This is a genomic window from Nonomuraea sp. NPDC001699, from assembly GCF_053596455.1.
This window is the reverse complement of sequence record NZ_JBSFGF010000020.1, coordinates 124,057-138,457: the sequence shown is the minus strand read 5'-3', so window position 1 is coordinate 138,457 and position 14,401 is coordinate 124,057. Positions and strand designations below refer to the sequence as shown.

General features: G+C 68.0%; 14 protein-coding genes. 8 read left to right on the top strand and 6 right to left on the bottom strand.

The genetic code is table 11. From position 1 onward, the window contains the following. Positions 1-21: 21 nt before the first annotated feature. Together moeZ and ACWCSU_RS40175 are read right to left on the bottom strand one after the other, a co-directional pair. Entirely contained in the window at positions 22-1,203 is a 1,182-nt protein-coding gene (gene moeZ / locus ACWCSU_RS40180) for an adenylyltransferase/sulfurtransferase MoeZ (RefSeq protein ID WP_364102787.1), read from the bottom strand. Between the two features lie 43 nt (positions 1,204-1,246). Continuing rightward, on the bottom strand, positions 1,247-2,152 hold the full coding sequence (locus ACWCSU_RS40175; RefSeq protein WP_357708322.1) for an alpha/beta fold hydrolase: 906 nt from the start codon (positions 2,150-2,152) through the stop codon (positions 1,247-1,249). A gap of 776 nt (positions 2,153-2,928) precedes the next feature. Here ACWCSU_RS40175 and ACWCSU_RS40170 point away from each other — a divergent pair. Both ACWCSU_RS40170 and ACWCSU_RS40165 read left to right on the top strand, forming a co-directional pair. Next, positions 2,929-3,318 carry a hypothetical protein gene (locus ACWCSU_RS40170; protein WP_449941997.1) on the top strand — a complete coding sequence of 130 codons (390 nt, stop codon included), beginning with the start codon at positions 2,929-2,931 and terminating at the stop codon, positions 3,316-3,318. A 446-nt stretch (positions 3,319-3,764) separates the two neighbouring features. Further along, positions 3,765-4,175, top strand: a complete 411-nt coding sequence (locus tag ACWCSU_RS40165) for a hypothetical protein (protein ID WP_357708324.1) — start codon at positions 3,765-3,767, stop codon at positions 4,173-4,175. 359 nt (positions 4,176-4,534) lie between these two features. On the opposite strand, the gene ACWCSU_RS40160 is transcribed toward ACWCSU_RS40165, so the two are convergent. The 3 genes from ACWCSU_RS40160 to ku all read right to left on the bottom strand — a co-directional run bounded on the left by ACWCSU_RS40160 (position 4,535) and on the right by ku (position 7,848). Continuing rightward, positions 4,535-4,861 (bottom strand): hypothetical protein, encoded by a 327-nt coding sequence (locus tag ACWCSU_RS40160; protein ID WP_357708325.1) that lies wholly within the window; start codon positions 4,859-4,861, stop codon positions 4,535-4,537. A 369-nt stretch (positions 4,862-5,230) separates the two neighbouring features. Beyond that, a complete protein-coding gene (locus ACWCSU_RS40155; RefSeq protein WP_449941996.1) occupies positions 5,231-5,614 on the bottom strand; it encodes a hypothetical protein in 384 nt (127 codons plus the stop codon). Between the two features lie 1,334 nt (positions 5,615-6,948). Continuing rightward, a complete protein-coding gene (gene ku / locus ACWCSU_RS40150; protein ID WP_449941995.1) occupies positions 6,949-7,848 on the bottom strand; it encodes a non-homologous end joining protein Ku in 900 nt (299 codons plus the stop codon). An 81-nt stretch (positions 7,849-7,929) separates the two neighbouring features. Between ku and ligD (ACWCSU_RS40145) the strand changes: the two genes are divergently transcribed. From ligD (ACWCSU_RS40145) to ACWCSU_RS40125, 5 genes are all read left to right on the top strand, one after another. Further along, positions 7,930-8,811, top strand: a complete 882-nt coding sequence (ligD, locus tag ACWCSU_RS40145; RefSeq protein WP_449941994.1) for a non-homologous end-joining DNA ligase — start codon at positions 7,930-7,932, stop codon at positions 8,809-8,811. Further along, complete coding sequence (gene ligD, locus ACWCSU_RS40140; protein ID WP_449941993.1) at positions 8,808-9,683, top strand: non-homologous end-joining DNA ligase; 876 nt, start codon at positions 8,808-8,810, stop codon at positions 9,681-9,683. The genes ligD (ACWCSU_RS40145) and ligD (ACWCSU_RS40140) overlap by 4 nt, the downstream gene beginning before the upstream one ends. 33 nt (positions 9,684-9,716) lie before the next feature. Then, positions 9,717-9,938 (top strand): hypothetical protein, encoded by a 222-nt coding sequence (locus ACWCSU_RS40135; RefSeq protein WP_364102808.1) that lies wholly within the window; start codon positions 9,717-9,719, stop codon positions 9,936-9,938. A gap of 109 nt (positions 9,939-10,047) precedes the next feature. Further along, on the top strand, positions 10,048-10,668 hold the full coding sequence (locus ACWCSU_RS40130) for a TetR/AcrR family transcriptional regulator (protein ID WP_352319259.1): 621 nt from the start codon (positions 10,048-10,050) through the stop codon (positions 10,666-10,668). A gap of 91 nt (positions 10,669-10,759) precedes the next feature. Then, positions 10,760-10,990 carry a DUF3107 domain-containing protein gene (locus ACWCSU_RS40125; RefSeq protein WP_352352848.1) on the top strand — a complete coding sequence of 77 codons (231 nt, stop codon included), beginning with the start codon at positions 10,760-10,762 and terminating at the stop codon, positions 10,988-10,990. 556 nt (positions 10,991-11,546) lie between these two features. Here the strand turns inward: ACWCSU_RS40125 and ACWCSU_RS40120 are convergent. Further along, the gene (locus ACWCSU_RS40120) at positions 11,547-12,200 is read right to left on the bottom strand and encodes a ferritin-like fold-containing protein (RefSeq protein WP_357708336.1); all 654 of its coding nucleotides are present in this window, start codon (positions 12,198-12,200) and stop codon (positions 11,547-11,549) included. A gap of 349 nt (positions 12,201-12,549) precedes the next feature. Here ACWCSU_RS40120 and ACWCSU_RS40115 point away from each other — a divergent pair, with 349 nt between their 5' ends. Then, a complete protein-coding gene (locus ACWCSU_RS40115; protein ID WP_449941992.1) occupies positions 12,550-14,397 on the top strand; it encodes a DEAD/DEAH box helicase in 1,848 nt (615 codons plus the stop codon). Positions 14,398-14,401 lie beyond the last annotated feature (4 nt).

Sequence of the window (14,401 nt, the reverse complement as noted above, 5' to 3'; positions counted from 1 at the left end):
GACGGTTCCCCGGAAAACGCCTCAGTAGCTGGGCAGGCTGGGGTCGACGGTCTTGACCCAGCTCAGCACCCCGCCGCCGACGTGCACCGCGTCGGAGAAGCCCGCGTTCTTGACGATCGCGAGCGCCTCGGCCGAGCGGGCGCCCGACTTGCAGTGGAGCACGATGCGCTTGTCCTGGGGCAGCTTCTCCAGGGCCGAGCCGTTGAGGAACTCGCCCTTGGGGATCAGCGTGGCGCCCGGGATAGAGACGATCTCGTACTCGTTGATCTCGCGGACGTCGACCACGTAGATGTTGTCGCCCTTGTCCATCATGGACTTGAGCTCCTGCGCGGTGATCGTGGAGCCGCTGGCGGCCTGCGCGGCCTCGTCGGAGATCGCGCCGCAGAACGCCTCGTAGTCCTCGAGCAGCTCGGTGACCGTCGGGTTCTTGCCGCACAGCACGCACTCGGGGTCCTTGCGGACCTTGACGTCCCGGTACTTCATCTCCAGGGCGTCGTAGATCATCAGCCGGCCGACCAGCGGGTCGCCGATGCCCGTCAGCAGCTTGATGGCCTCGTTGACCTGGATCGAGCCGATCGACGCGCACAGCACGCCGAGCACGCCGCCCTCGGCGCACGACGGCACCATGCCGGGAGGCGGGGGCTCGGGGTAGAGGCAGCGGTAGCAGGGCCCGTGCTCGGCCCAGAACACGCTGGCCTGACCGTCGAAGCGGTAGATCGAACCCCACACGTACGGCTTGCCGAGCAGCACGGCGGCGTCGTTCACCATGTAGCGGGTGGCGAAGTTGTCCGTGCCGTCGACGATGAGGTCGTAGGCGGAGAAGATCTCCATGACGTTCTCGGTGGTCAGGGCCGCGTTGTGGACGACGACCTCGACCAGCGGGTTGATCTCGCGGACCGACGCCGCGGCGCTCTCGGCCTTCGGCCTGCCCACGTCGGACTGGCCGTGGATGATCTGGCGCTGCAGGTTGGACTCATCGACGACGTCGAAGTCGATGATGCCGAGGGTGCCGACACCCGCCGCCGCCAGGTACATCAGGGCGGGCGAGCCCAGGCCGCCGGCGCCCACGCACAGCACCTTGGCGTTCTTCAGCCGCTTCTGCCCGGCCATCCCGACATCGGGGATGATCAGGTGGCGCGAGTAGCGGCGCACTTCGTCTACGGTCAGCTCTGTGGCCGGCTCGACCAGCGGTGGCAACGACACGTTCTACGCTCCCGTTTCAGGGGGTCACATCTCTAGCTGAAACCTACTCGGCGAGTGGGGCATTCCCCAATCTCGTCTCACCGATCAGACGGCGTGCCTCCGCGGCCACCACTCGCGGCATCTCCATCATCGCCACGTGGCCCGCCGTCGGCAGCAGCACGAGCCTGACCTGCCGGAACGTACGGGCCGCCTTCGCCGCCATGGCCGGGCGCACCAGACGGTCGTGCCGCCCGTGGACGATGAGGGTCGGCGCCTCGACCTTGGCCGCCTGACGCCACAGGGTGTCCTCGCCCCGCCGGAAGTACTCGGCCACGATGCCCCTCGCCGAACCGATCATGGCCTCGCCCGCGTACGGGACGTCGTCGCGCCGGCGCAGCTCCTCGACGGCGTCGGCCAGGCGGACGGGGTGCACGGCGTTCATGTTCGCCCAGACCATGGCGAAGGAGGCGTTGATGCGCTGCTCGGCGGGGAGCAGGCGCAGCTTGCCCGCGACCCACTCGCCCACCCTGGGCACGGCGGCGGCGGCCACGCGGACCGGGCCGTACCTGGGGAGCAGGTCGGGCAGGGCGGGCGAGACCAGCGTGAGCGAGCGGACCAGGTCGGGCCGGGACGCGGCGACCCGTACCGCGACGGCGCCGCCCAGCGAGTTGCCGAACAGGTGGGCCGGGCCGGTGTGCTCCAGCAGTCCGATCACCGCGGCGGCGTGGCCGGCCACGGTGTAGTCGCCGTCCTCCGGCGCCGGTGAGAAGCCCGCGCCAGGCAGGTCGAGGGCGTGGCCGGTGACGGTGTCCTTGAGCTCGTCCATGAGGTCGGTCCAGTTGGTGGCCGAGCCCGCCAGCCCGTGGACGAACACCGCCTGCTCGGCGGGGCCGTCTTCGGGGGTGGATCGCACGTACACCGAGCCGATCATGCGTCCCGGCCAGTGAGGGATCGGCTCCGCCGCTGTCATTACGTCCTCCTCGTCGCTCTTCCACGATAACCAGCGCGCTCAGGCGGGCTCTGCATTCCGTGACTATCAGAGCATCGATGGACATACGGGACGCAAGCGGGTGTCGTGCCCCTCCAGCCGCATCGGTGGGCACGTCCGCGCGGGCGGACATGTGGGACCAGCCCCGAAATTTCCGCTCATAGAGATCTAATGGATCTCTTGGCAGCTTAAGTGTGCGGCAAAAGCTGTCTGTCACCGTTTACCGGGGTCAGTACGGGTAAGCATCAGAAGCGGATACAGTGCGCGACTCACCGGACACTCTCCGTCAGCTATCGGAAGGTCGCGGCCACTGGAATTCCATCGGGGAAGCGTCATGGCGTTCCCCGAACGATCCCGACGACAGCATCGTCCCGCTTTTCTCATGTCCGGCGCATCGGTGTGCCGCGGCGAGCATTTTCAGCGAGCCGTCAATACACGCATGGCCGCCGCCTGTCGGCGCGTATGGCCATGCCGTCATTCCATGAGAAAAGCGCGGGCGGTGCTGCCGGAACCCGATGTGATGGGCACCCCGTCATATGTACATAATCGGACATATCATGGCATTTCATTCGATAGAGCTGTAATGCAAGCAATAAGATTGCTAATGCATAGCAAAATAGGGCCACTCCTGTTTGCTGTAGCTCTGTCCCGGAAATGACATTTCACGGATGGCTCATCAGCTAGTCGTTCAAGACCTGTTTCCGGGTCTCTCGGGAACGTCGAGAACGGGGCAACCAATCCTTTAGGGGGAAAACGCAATGCCCAAGCTCAAAAGTGTTATCGCAGGTCTCGCCGTCAGCACCGCGCTGACCGGCGGCGTGGTCAGCCTGGGCGCGACGACCACCGCCAACGCGAGCACCGCCAACAACGTCACCAGCCCGACGACCCTCAGCTGGGGCGATGGGGACGGCCACGGCTGGTGGCACCGTCGCCACCACCGCTGCAACAGGAACCGCCACGGCTGGGGCGGCGGCTGGGGCGGCGGCGGCTGGGGCTGGGGCGGCGGCTGGGGTGGCGGCTGGCGCCGGCACCGCGGCGGCGGCGTCTGCGTCAAGATCTTCAACGAGAACACGAACGACAACGTCGAGACGAGAACCAACAACGAGCTGCGCGAGAACCGCGAGAACCGTTGGAACCGCGAGAACTGATCGCTCGGGGATGGCGCCCGTGATCCATGGATGGTCGCTCTTCACGGCGAAGTGAATTCGACCGGCGAGTACTGGGCTCCCAGGAAGTGACCGCACCCGGACATTGCGGGGCCGCCTGAGATCCCTTTCTCTTCTGTCACCGCGGCAATTCCCGGTGAGGGCTCCACTGGCATTCTGCCGGTGGAGCCCTCACTGCGTTTTCCCTCAAATGCGCGCTCCGCCCACCCCCTCGCCCTACCGAGTCCGAAATGTCCGATTATGCACCATGATGCGCCATAGTGTCGGACAAGAGAGGACAATGTCCGTTTGTGGGGTATTCGGTGGGATATATCCCTAACATGGATGTTCGCTAGCGGGCATCCACGCCGCTCCAACAGAAATCCAGAAGGCTCGGATTTCGCGGAGCGACGAGTACGGGGCAATCAATCCTTTTAGGGGGAAACACAATGCCCAAGCTCAAAAGTGTTATCGCAGGGCTCGCCATGGGCACCGCGCTGACCGGCGGTGTGGTCAGCGTAGGCGCGGCGACCACCGCCACCGGGGCCAACGCCGCCAGCGTCACCGGCTCGGCCACCGCGGCCACCCTCGCCGGCTGCTTCCGGGAGACCCGGTGCGGCTGGGGCGGCTGGGGCCGCAGCTGGGGCAACCGCTGGGGTGGCGGCTGCCACCGCCGCTGCGGCGGCGGCTGGGGCTGGGGACGCGGCGGCGGCTGGGGCTGGGGACGCGGTGCCGGCTGGGGCTGGCGTCGTAACAACACCCCCCGGGTCCGCGTCGTCATCCACAACACGAACCACAACAGCAACCACAACAACAACAACGTGCAGCGGCACGACGACCGCGAGCACAACGACAACTAGGCGGGAGGTCTCACCCGGTGAGAGCCCGCTCAGCGAGAGCCTCGCCTGAGAAGTGAGACCACGCCGACACGGAGGAGTGCCCGCATCCGGCCGATCCCGCTCTCGACGGAGAGCGGGGATCACCCCCCGGATGCGGGCACTCACCTTGTCTCCCGCCCTCCCCGCCCTCCAGACGCCCCCCAAGGGCCTGCCCTACAGGAGGCGTCGCCCGGTCCCGAGACCGTACGGACAAGAAGGTGAGACGAGTGAGTGCCCGCACTCCCTGCCGAGAGCTCGTTCTCAGGAGGAACGAGGGTTCGGCGGAATGCGGGCACTCAGTTGCGCGATCGTGGTTCGCGCCCCGGATTCAGAGCCTCTGGTCAGCGCCAGTCACGCTCGACGTCGTCGTCAGCGCGAACCTGCTGACGAGCGTCACGCGCGAGCACGTCGTGGTTCCGGTTCCGGTTGACGATGATGATGCGGATCCGAGGGAGCCGGTGGCGACGCCAGTTGTTGCGCCAGCCCCAGCCGCCGCCGCACCAGGAGCGACGGAAGCAGCCGGACAGAGTGGTGGTGGTCGCCGCGGCGGTGACGTTGGTGGCGGCTTCGGCGCTGGTGGCCGTGGTCGCCGCACCGAGGGCGATCATTCCGCCGCTCAGCGCCGTGCTCATGGCGAGGCCTGCGATAACACTTTTGAACTTGGGCATTGCGTTTCCCCCTAATGGTTTGGATGCCCCGTTGATCGACGCTTCCGGATTCCCAGGAAACGACGTGGACGGTATGGCTTGCCTTGCCTGCCATCCATGACCTTGATATATCCCCATGTATGGCCAGCAAACCGCAATTGTCCACTTTTGCCGGTAGGCACAGATTTGCATGGTAAGTCGCGCTGGAAACGCAGGTGAGGGCTTCCCGGCCGATGCCGATGAAGCCCTCACCAGAATTTCCGAAGGGACGGAGAGAACGATTCCTCCAGCGCGCCGGCCGCGATTCAGACCGTTGTCCGAGCCCGGTACCCGGTGGTCGAATTCAGCGCGGCGCCGCCTTCATGAGGACGACGGTTCCCTCCCCGTTCGTCAGCCCCAGTCGTCGCGGTCGTGGTCGTGGTCGTGGTCGCGGTGGCGGATGAGAGGCTTCACGTCCTCCCGCTCCGTCACCCGGTTACGGTTGAAGTTGCGGTTGTGGATGCTGACCTTCACCTTGCCGACGCGGTTGCCGTGGCGGCGCCAGCCCCAGCCGCCACCGCCCCAGTTACCCCAGCCACCGCCGCCGCCCCAGCCCCAGCCGCCGCACCGCGACCTGCGGAAGCAGCCGGCCTGGAAGCTGGTGGACGTGACGACACCGGCGCTGGTGGCGGCGTCGGCACTGGTCATGGTGGTCGCCGCACCCAGCGCGACGACACCGCCGCTCATGGCCGTGCTGACGGCGAGGCCTGCGAGAATACCCTTGAGCTTGGGCATTGCGTTTCCCCCTAAAGGATTGGTTGCCCCGTTCTCAACGCTCCCCGGTTGCCAGGGAACTGCCCTTGGACGACCTGTGATGAGCCATCCGTGAAATGTCATTTCCTGGACGCGGGCATGGCAACACAGAACCGCCGCCTTTTTGCTATGCATTAACAGCCTTATTGCTTGCATTAAACAATTATTGACTGATATGCCATGATATGTCCGAATCTATCATGATCACTGGAGACGGGTCGGCCGAGCGGGGTCTGGGGGGATCCGGAAATCCGACACCCCTCTCCAGCGGCGAGGCCCGGCCGATTCACGGCGGGCAATTGGTGCCACTTATTGCGATATGAAGATAATGTCCGCTTTATGGCTAATGAGCGTTATGTGAGCCCGAGATGCTGTGCCCACCTCCGCACCAACACGCCCGCAAGCCGTAGAACCCGCAGGGCCGCAGAACCCACAGGGCCGTAGATGCGGGATCCCAGAACCCGCAGGGGCGTAGAACCCGCTGGGTCGTAGAAGCTTCAAGGCCGTAGAACCCGCTGGGTTGTAGAAGCTGCAGGGGCGTAGAAGCTGGGAAGCCGTAGAGCCCGCAGGCCGTAGATGCCAGGGGGCGGTGGGGGCAGCCGAGGTCAGGGGCTCGTCAGCACGTCAGCCCTGGAGCGCTCGGACCCCTTCCAGCGGCGCAGGTCGGCGCCGTGCCGGTGGTGGCCGCCTCCTTCGCTGTCGCGATCTCCGTCGCCCTCCGCAACCCCACGGACAGGCGGGCGTCCACCACGGCGCGGGCTGACGCTGCACACGAAGGTGGGAATCGCGCGTGAGGGCAGGATCGTGCGTGAGGACGGGGATCACCATCGGCCCGGCCCTACTCCCCGCCTCCTCTCCCAACCAGGCCGACAGGCACCCTCATCGGCCGGCACCTCAACTGGCGGGTGACCCTCGCCGCCGTCGCCGTGCTCACCGCCACCACCGCCCGGGTTCTATATGCCACTTCTGACGCCGCACACGTCCTCCGGCCGGCTCGCCTCGGCCGTTGCCGGCTCCCCCAGCGGGCAAGCGCTACGTGTTCGCCGGATGGGCCCCTGCTTGCCAGCCGCTCTGCCCCTCCTAGAGGGTGATCGCCGTCTTCAGCTCCCGACGCCGCCGAGCAGACGACGTCGGCGAGGTTCACCCATGAGACGGTGCCGCCCTCACGGGATTGGGCAGCCGGTCACCCGACGCCCTCGCCGACGGGTCTGCCGACCGCGCCGATCCTCACGGTGGTCGGGCGGATGTGCCCACGGTGAGTTGGGGGCGTACTGGCAAGGGGCCTGCAGGCGTACTCGCGGTGGGCCGACGGCTGGTCAGGCGGACTTGCGGGCCTTGCGCTTGGGTGGGGCCTTCTCCTCTTCCTTGGCCTCTTTGGCCTCTTTGGCCTCCTTGGAGGACTTGCCGCCCGCCGCCTTCTTCGGTTTGGCCGGTTCCCCGGTCCGCTCCCGCTTCGCCGCCTCGACGCTGGCGCGCAGGGCCGCCATGAGGTCCACCGCCGGCCCCGCCTCTTCCTCCTCAGGCGCCGCCACGACCTCCTTGCCCGCTACCTTCGCCTCGATCACCTGCTGCAACGCCTCGCGGTACGTGTCGTGGTACTCGCTCGGGTCGAAGTCCGACTCCATCGTGGTGATCAGCGACTCGGCCATCTTGAGCTCCTGTGCCCGGACCTCGATGTCCTCCTCCAGGAACTCGAAGTCGGGGGCGCGGATCTCGTCCGGCCACAACATGGTCTCCAGGACGAACACCCCGTCCCGTACGCGCAGGGTGGCCAGCGACTCCCGCTGCCGCAGCGCCACCTTGACCACGGCCACCTGCCCCGAGCTCTCCAGGGCGTTCCGCAACAGCACGTACGGCTTCGCGCCCTGGGCGTCGGGCTCCAGGTAGTACGACTTGGCGAAGTAGATGGGGTCGATCTGCTCGGCCGGGGTGAACTGGAGGACGTCGATCCTGCGCGACGTGCTCAGCGGCAGGTCCTCGAAGTCCTCGTCGGTGAGCACCACCATCTCGCCCGAGGCCAGCTCGTACCCTTTGGCGATGTCCGCGTACGGGACCTCCTCGCCGTCGACGGTGCACACGCGCTTGTAGCGGATCCTGCCGCCGTCCTCCCGGTGGACCTGGTGGAAGCTGACGTCTTTCTGCTCGGTCGCCGAGTACAGCTTCACCGGGATGGTGACCAGCCCGAAGGAGATCGCGCCCTTCCAGATGCTGCGCATGGGCACTCCTCAGCAGTAGCGGGCTCACCATATGGGCACATACCCGTCATGGGGCAAGGAATGCCATACCCGGTTGAACCAATGCTGGCCGTACCTGGGGAACTACCCTCCGATCGTGACCGGTACGGCCTGGAGGTCAAGTGGGACGGCATCCGCGCGCTCGTACACCTCACCGACGGACTGAGGGTGACCGGACGGCACGGCGTGGAGTACACCCGGCGATACCCAGAAATTTCGGGGTTCGGGGTTAAGAACGCCGTCATCGACGGCGAAGTCGTGGCCCTGGACCGGCGAGGCAGGCCCAGTTTCGTCCGGCTCCAGCATCGTATGCACCTGACCGATCCCGAACCGGCCGTGCTGGAGCTCTACCCCGTCACGTACATGCCCTTCGACCTGCTCTGCCTGGACGGCAGGCCGCTGTTCGACCTGCCCTACCGCGACCGGCGCGCGCTCCTCGACGAGCTGGACATCGGCGCGCCGCCGTACTTCCCCGGGGACTCCGACCTGCTCACCGCCACGCGGGAGCAGGGCCTTGAGGGCGTGGTGGCCAAGCACCTCGACTCGCCGTACCGGCCGGGCGTGCGCTCGCCGTGGTGGATCAAGGTCAAGCACCTCAGCACGAGGGACGTCGTGATCGGCGGCTGGAAACCCGGCAAGGGCCGCCGGGCGAACGGGATCGGCTCGCTCGTCATGGGCGTCTTCACCGGTGAAGGGCTGACGTACGTCGGCCACGTGGGAACCGGGTTCACCGACGCCATCCTGGACGACCTCCACCAGGCGCTACAACCTCTGGAGATCCCGCGCAGCCCCTTCACGAACGCGGTCCCGTGGAGAAATCGGTGGGTTAGGCCCGATCTCGTCGGGGAGGTGGGCTACACGATGTGGACCGACGAGCTGCGGCTGAGACATCCGGTCTGGCGCGGACTGCGTGCCGACAAGGTCCCCGCGGAGGTGACGTTGTGAAGAAGGTGCCGGTCAGGGTCGACGGGCGCGAGCTGACGCTGAGCAACCTGGACAAGGTGCTCTACCCGGAGATCGGCTTCACCAAGGCCGAGGTCATCGACTACTACAGCCGCGTGGCCCCCGTCCTGCTGCCGCACCTCGCGGGCCGGCCCCTGACCGTCAAGCGTTACCCGAACGGCGTCACCGGACAGTTCTTCTTCGAGAAGAACGCGCCCGAGCACACCCCCGACTGGGTCAGGAAGGTCAACCTGCCCGCCCCCGGCAGCACCAAGAACCGCGGGACCATCGACTTCGCCGTGGTCGAGGACCTGCCGACGCTCGCCTACTACGCCAACCTGGCCGCGCTGGAGCTGCACGTGCCGCAGTGGCGCGTGGACGATGACGGCACGGCGCTGCCGCCCGACACGCTCGTGTTCGACCTGGACCCGGGCGCGCCGGCGACCATCGTGGAGTGCTGCCGCGTGGCGCTCGTGCTGCGCGAGCTGCTGAAGGACGAAGGGCTCACCGCCAGGCCCAAGACCAGCGGCAACAAGGGCATGCAGCTCTACGCCGACTGGGACTGCCGCGAGGAGCCCTCCGCGTACGCCAAGAGGCTGGCCCAGACCCTGGAGAAGGAGCACCCGAAGGAGATCGTCAGCGTCATGGCCAAGAAGGCCAGGCCGGGCAAGGTGTTCATCGACTGGAGCCAGAACAATCCGTCCAAGACCACCGTGGCGCCGTACTCGCTGCGGGCCAGGGAGCGGCCGACGGTCTCGACGCCGCTGCTGTGGAAGGAGGTCGAGGGCTGTGAACACCCCGATGACCTGGTGTTCACCGCCCCTGACGTACTCGCCAGAGTGGAGAAGCACGGCGACCTTTTCGGCCGGGCGTAGTCTGGACCCGTCCACACCAAGAGGGGGACCGAGATGTCGGAAATGGACACCCGCGGGGACGAGAATGTCTACGACGAGGAGGAGGAAGAAGAGGAATTGTCGCCGGAGACGCCCGAGGCCGACGCCGCCGAGCAGCATCGCGAGGTCCGGCAGGAGGCCGGCGGGGCGCGCCGCGAGGTCCCGCTCGACGCCGACCCCGCCGACGCCGCCGACCAGGACCGCGTCGTCGATTACGACGACGACGACTACCGCTGAGCCACGGGCCACCCGCCAGACCGAGCGTGTATGACGATGACCACCGAGGTGTCGACCGGCCGCACGTAGGATGTCGGCACAGTTCGCTGAGAGACCAATGGAGACCCGCGTGACCGCAACCCCGGACGCGAAGCCCCGGGGCACCCGGCTGCCCCGACTGGCCCGACGCCGGCAACTGCTGAGCGCCGCGCAGGAAGTTTTCGTGGAGAACGGCTACCACGCGGCCGCCATGGACGAGATCGCCGATCGGGCCGGGGTCAGCAAGCCGGTGCTCTACCAGCACTTCCCCGGCAAGCTGGAGCTCTACCTCGCGCTGCTCGACCTGCACGTCGACGACATGGTCAACCGGTGCCGCGAGGCCCTGGCCTCCACTCACGAGAACAAGCTGCGGGTGCAGGCCACGTTCAGCGCGTTCTTCGACTTCGTCTCCACGCAGGGGGAGGCGTTCCGGCTCGTCTTCGAGTCCGACCTGCGCAACGTCGCGCCCGTGCGCCAGCGGGTGGAGCGGTCCCTCCAGGAGTGCGCCGAGATGGTCAGCGCGGTCATCCAGGAGGACACCGGCTGCACCAGCGACGAGGCCCACCTGCTCGGCGTCGGCCTGGTCGGCATGGCCGAGGTGAGCGCCCGCTACTGGGTCACCGCACAGGGCTCGATCCCCAAGGACGCGGCCGAGCAGCTCATGGCGCGGCTCGCCTGGCGGGGGATCAGCGGTTTTCCGCGTACGGCATAACCCGTTCGCTGGGCGCGATCATTCACCGTCTCCGGGCCTCGGAGCGGCGACGATGGGACTGAGCGCTAGCCCAGTCGACTAGGGAGCCACGATGGAAGTCAAGATCGGCGTACGCTCCGTACACCGCGAACTCGTTGTCGAGACCGACCTCTCCGCCGAGCAGGTCGAAGAAGAGATCAGGAACGCGCTGTCGGTCGATCGCGGCGTGTTCGCCATCACCGACGTCAAGGGCCGGCGCGTGGTCGTGCCGGTGGCCTCGTTGGGGTTCGTCGAGATCGGTGAGGACGAGTCCAGGCCGGTCGGCTTCGGCGGCACCCTCTAACCCACCCACCAGGGGTACGGCCAACTGCCGTACCCCTCACGAGGCCACACGGCACCCCTCACCACGCCCCCCAGGGGACCCATCACCTTTGACGTGAGGGGAGCCGAGGTCAGGGGTGGCCGGGGTGGTCGCGTGGGTCCGTGAGCCGGCAGCCTCGGGCGGGGCGGCGCCGGTCGGCGTCATCCTGTTTCGGCTCGCCCGTCGGACACTCAGCGCTCCCCCTCCGCAACACAGCGCGCGAGGTCCAGCGATTCGGCCCACATCTCGTCAAGGAACTGCCGTAGCGGCGCGAGGCCCTCATGTCTGGCACGTTACATCCCTTTTGTACCCTCGCCCCCCTCCACGACCAGACCGGCATCTTCAACATCTGCAAGCCGTATCGAAATGTTCGACGCCCCGGCCCGCGAGCTGCTCCCGCCGGGTGACCAGCTTGAGCATCGTCCGCCCCCCTCGATCCCGTACGGCGGGCGGTCCTGCCACCGAGCACCTCGTCATCGACGTCCACCGTCGGCTCCCTCCCCGGACGCCACAAGCTCTTGTGAAGGTCGATGGGGAGCTAGATGCCGAGCGCGGCCATCCGCTTGTTGTGCGCCTCCGTCAGGGTCGCGAAGAGGCGTGAGATGTCGGCCGCCTCCCCGCCGGCCGCCTTGGCCGACTCCACCAGCAGCATCGCCAGCTCCGGCCGCGCCGCCGCCACCTGCTGCCCCTGGCTGAGCGCCTCGCCGACGAGCCGCCGGGCCCACAGCGCCAGCCGTCCGCCCGCCGTCGGATCGGCCTCGATCCCCGCCCTGACCCGCTCGACGGCGAACTGCGACCGCGCCTCGTCGACCAGCACCTCGTCCACCAGCTTGCCGATCGACGGTTCCAGGTGCCGGGCGGCCTCGCGGTAGAAGTCGAGCGCGATCCCGTCCCCCACGTACGTCTTGACCAGGGCCTGCAGCCAGTCGGCCGGCCGGGTCTGGGCGTGCCAGGCGTCCAGGGCCGTCACGAAGGGCGTCATCGCCTGCTCCGGATCGGCCCCCAGCTCGGCCAGGCGGTCGCGCAGCAGGCGGAAGTGGGCGTACTCGGCCGCGGCCAGCTCGCTGAGCGCGGCGCGGTCGGCGAGCGAGGGCGCCAGGGTGGTGGCGTCCTCGGTCATCCGGGCGTACGCGCTGAGTTCCGCGTAAGCTAGAACACCGAGCAGGTCGACGACTCCAGGAGACTCCTTCATGGGGGCAGCGTACTTCGCTGAATCTTCGGGAACATAAGCGAGCTCGGCCAGCGTTGTGGTATCGAGTACACTGCTCTGTGAAAGTGCGACCGCACTGTGTTAGTTCGGGGGATTCCCCCGATAACCCCCGATTCCCCGGGTGCGCGGTCGCGATGACGCGAGAGGGCTGGCTCTACCGCGAGGACCCACGTAACGGGGGCTGTTTTCCGCCCGTCGGTCCCGGCAGGCCCGCCTTCATTTGAGACTGAGGCAGGCCACGCTGACGACTTTCCGAGACCTCGGAGTCACACCAGAAATCGCCGATGCCCTCGAGACCGAGGGTATCGTCACACCGTTCCCCATCCAGGAGATGGCGCTACCGCTCGCCCTGAGCGGCCAGGACCTCATCGGCCAGGCGCGCACGGGTACGGGCAAGACCTACGCGTTCGGCATCGCGATGCTCCAGAGCATCGGCAAGCCGCGCAAGAACCGCAAGAAGCCCCGCGGGCTGGTCGTCGTGCCGACCCGTGAGCTGGCCGTCCAGGTCAGCGAAGACCTGGTCACTGCGGCCGGCAAGCTCGGCTCCCGGGTCCTGACCGTCTACGGCGGCCGGGCGTACGAGCCGCAGATCGAGGCGCTCAAGGCCGGGGTCGACGTCATCGTCGGCACCCCGGGCCGTCTGCTCGACCTGGTCAAGCAGAAGCACCTCGACCTCAGCCAGGTCACGTCCCTCGTGCTCGACGAGGCCGACCGGATGATGGACCTGGGCTTCATGCCCGACATCGAGCGGATCTTCAAGCTGATCCCCGCGGAGCGGCAGACGATGTTGTTCTCGGCCACCATGCCGGGCGAGATCGTCTCGCTGTCCCGCAAATACCTCAACCGTCCCACCCACGTACGCGCGGAGATGGAGAGCGGCGAGGGCGAGGCCACCCCGCAGGTGCGTCAGATCGTCTGGCGCGCCCACCGGATGGACAAGATCGAGATCGTCGCCCGGCTGCTCCAGGCCGAGGGCCGCGGGCTCACCATGGTCTTCTGCGAGACCAAGCGGGCCTGCGACATGGTCGCCGAACAGCTCGACACGCGTGGTTTCGCGGTCGCGGCCGTCCACGGCGACCTCGGTCAGGGCCAGCGCGAGCAGGCGCTGCGGGCCTTCCGGGCGGGCAAGATCGACGTGCTGGTGGCCACCGACGTGGCGGCCCGCGGCATCGACATCGACGACGTCACCCACGTGGTCAACTACGACTGCCCCTCCGACGACAAGACCTACGTGCACCGCATCGGCCGTACCGGCCGGGCCGGGCGCACGGGCATCTCGGTCACCTTCGTGGAGTGGGAGGAGCTGACCCGCTGGAAGATGATCAACCAGATGCTCGGCCTCGACTTCGCCGAGCCCGAGGAGACCTACTCCACCTCACCGCACGTCTACACCGAGCTGAACATCCCCGCGGGCACCAAGGGCGTCCTGCCGCACGCGAGCCGTTCGCGCGCGGGGCTGTCGGCCGAGCGCATCGAGGACCTCGGTGAGACCGGCCGGGCCCGGACCCGCGGCGGCAACCGCCGTCGCGAGGAGCGGGAAGAGCGCGAGGAGCGCCCGGCCCGCGCCACGCGCCAGCGTCGCCGCACCCGCGGCGGCAGAGAGCTGGCCGAAACCGCACCCGAGACGCCGGAGGTCGAGATCGTGGCCGCCAAGACGGAGGAGACTCCCGCCATCTTCACGCCCGACGAGGTCCAGGCCGCAGAGCCGAAGCGCACGCGTGTCCGCAGCAGGGGGGCCGCGTCGTCGGCCATCGAGCAGGCGCTGACCGAGACGCCGGAGACCCCGGCGAAGCGGACCCGCTCCCGCAGGGCCGACCAGGCCGAGGCCCCCGACACGCGTTCCCGCGAGAAGGCCGCCGAGGCGCCCTCCAGGCGCCGTGCGGCCGAGGCCGCTCCCGAGCCGGTCGTGGAGCCGGTCGTGGAGCCGGTCGTGGAGCCGGTGAGGGCGCCGGTCGTGGAGTCCGTGCCGGAGCCGAGCTTCCTGGCCACGCCTCCGCCGCCGGTCCGCCAGGAGCCGGAGCGGATCATCCCGCCGAGCCCGTTCGCGGTGATCTTCCAGTCGCCCGACCTGGCCACGGACGACGACGACATCGCGCCGTCCGCGGCGACCGAGCGCAAGCAGCAGCGCCGCCAGTCCCGTGGCGGTGGCGGTGGCGGCAACCGCCGCCGCGCCGGCTAGCGAC

Coding starts and splice junctions, on each gene's coding strand:
- ACWCSU_RS40175 (WP_357708322.1), bottom strand. CDS start 2,152: ATGACAGCGGCGGAGCCGATCCCTCACTGGCCGGGACGCATGATCGGC.
- ACWCSU_RS40115 (WP_449941992.1), top strand. CDS start 12,550: ATGGCGCTACCGCTCGCCCTGAGCGGCCAGGACCTCATCGGCCAGGCG.
- ACWCSU_RS40165 (WP_357708324.1), top strand. CDS start 3,765: ATGCCCAAGCTCAAAAGTGTTATCGCAGGGCTCGCCATGGGCACCGCG.
- ligD (WP_449941994.1), top strand. CDS start 7,930: ATGCTGGCCGTACCTGGGGAACTACCCTCCGATCGTGACCGGTACGGC.
- ACWCSU_RS40155 (WP_449941996.1), bottom strand. CDS start 5,614: ATGCCCAAGCTCAAGGGTATTCTCGCAGGCCTCGCCGTCAGCACGGCC.
- ACWCSU_RS40160 (WP_357708325.1), bottom strand. CDS start 4,861: ATGCCCAAGTTCAAAAGTGTTATCGCAGGCCTCGCCATGAGCACGGCG.
- ku (WP_449941995.1), bottom strand. CDS start 7,848: ATGCGCAGCATCTGGAAGGGCGCGATCTCCTTCGGGCTGGTCACCATC.
- ACWCSU_RS40125 (WP_352352848.1), top strand. CDS start 10,760: ATGGAAGTCAAGATCGGCGTACGCTCCGTACACCGCGAACTCGTTGTC.
- ACWCSU_RS40170 (WP_449941997.1), top strand. CDS start 2,929: ATGCCCAAGCTCAAAAGTGTTATCGCAGGTCTCGCCGTCAGCACCGCG.
- ACWCSU_RS40135 (WP_364102808.1), top strand. CDS start 9,717: ATGTCGGAAATGGACACCCGCGGGGACGAGAATGTCTACGACGAGGAG.
- ACWCSU_RS40120 (WP_357708336.1), bottom strand. CDS start 12,200: ATGAAGGAGTCTCCTGGAGTCGTCGACCTGCTCGGTGTTCTAGCTTAC.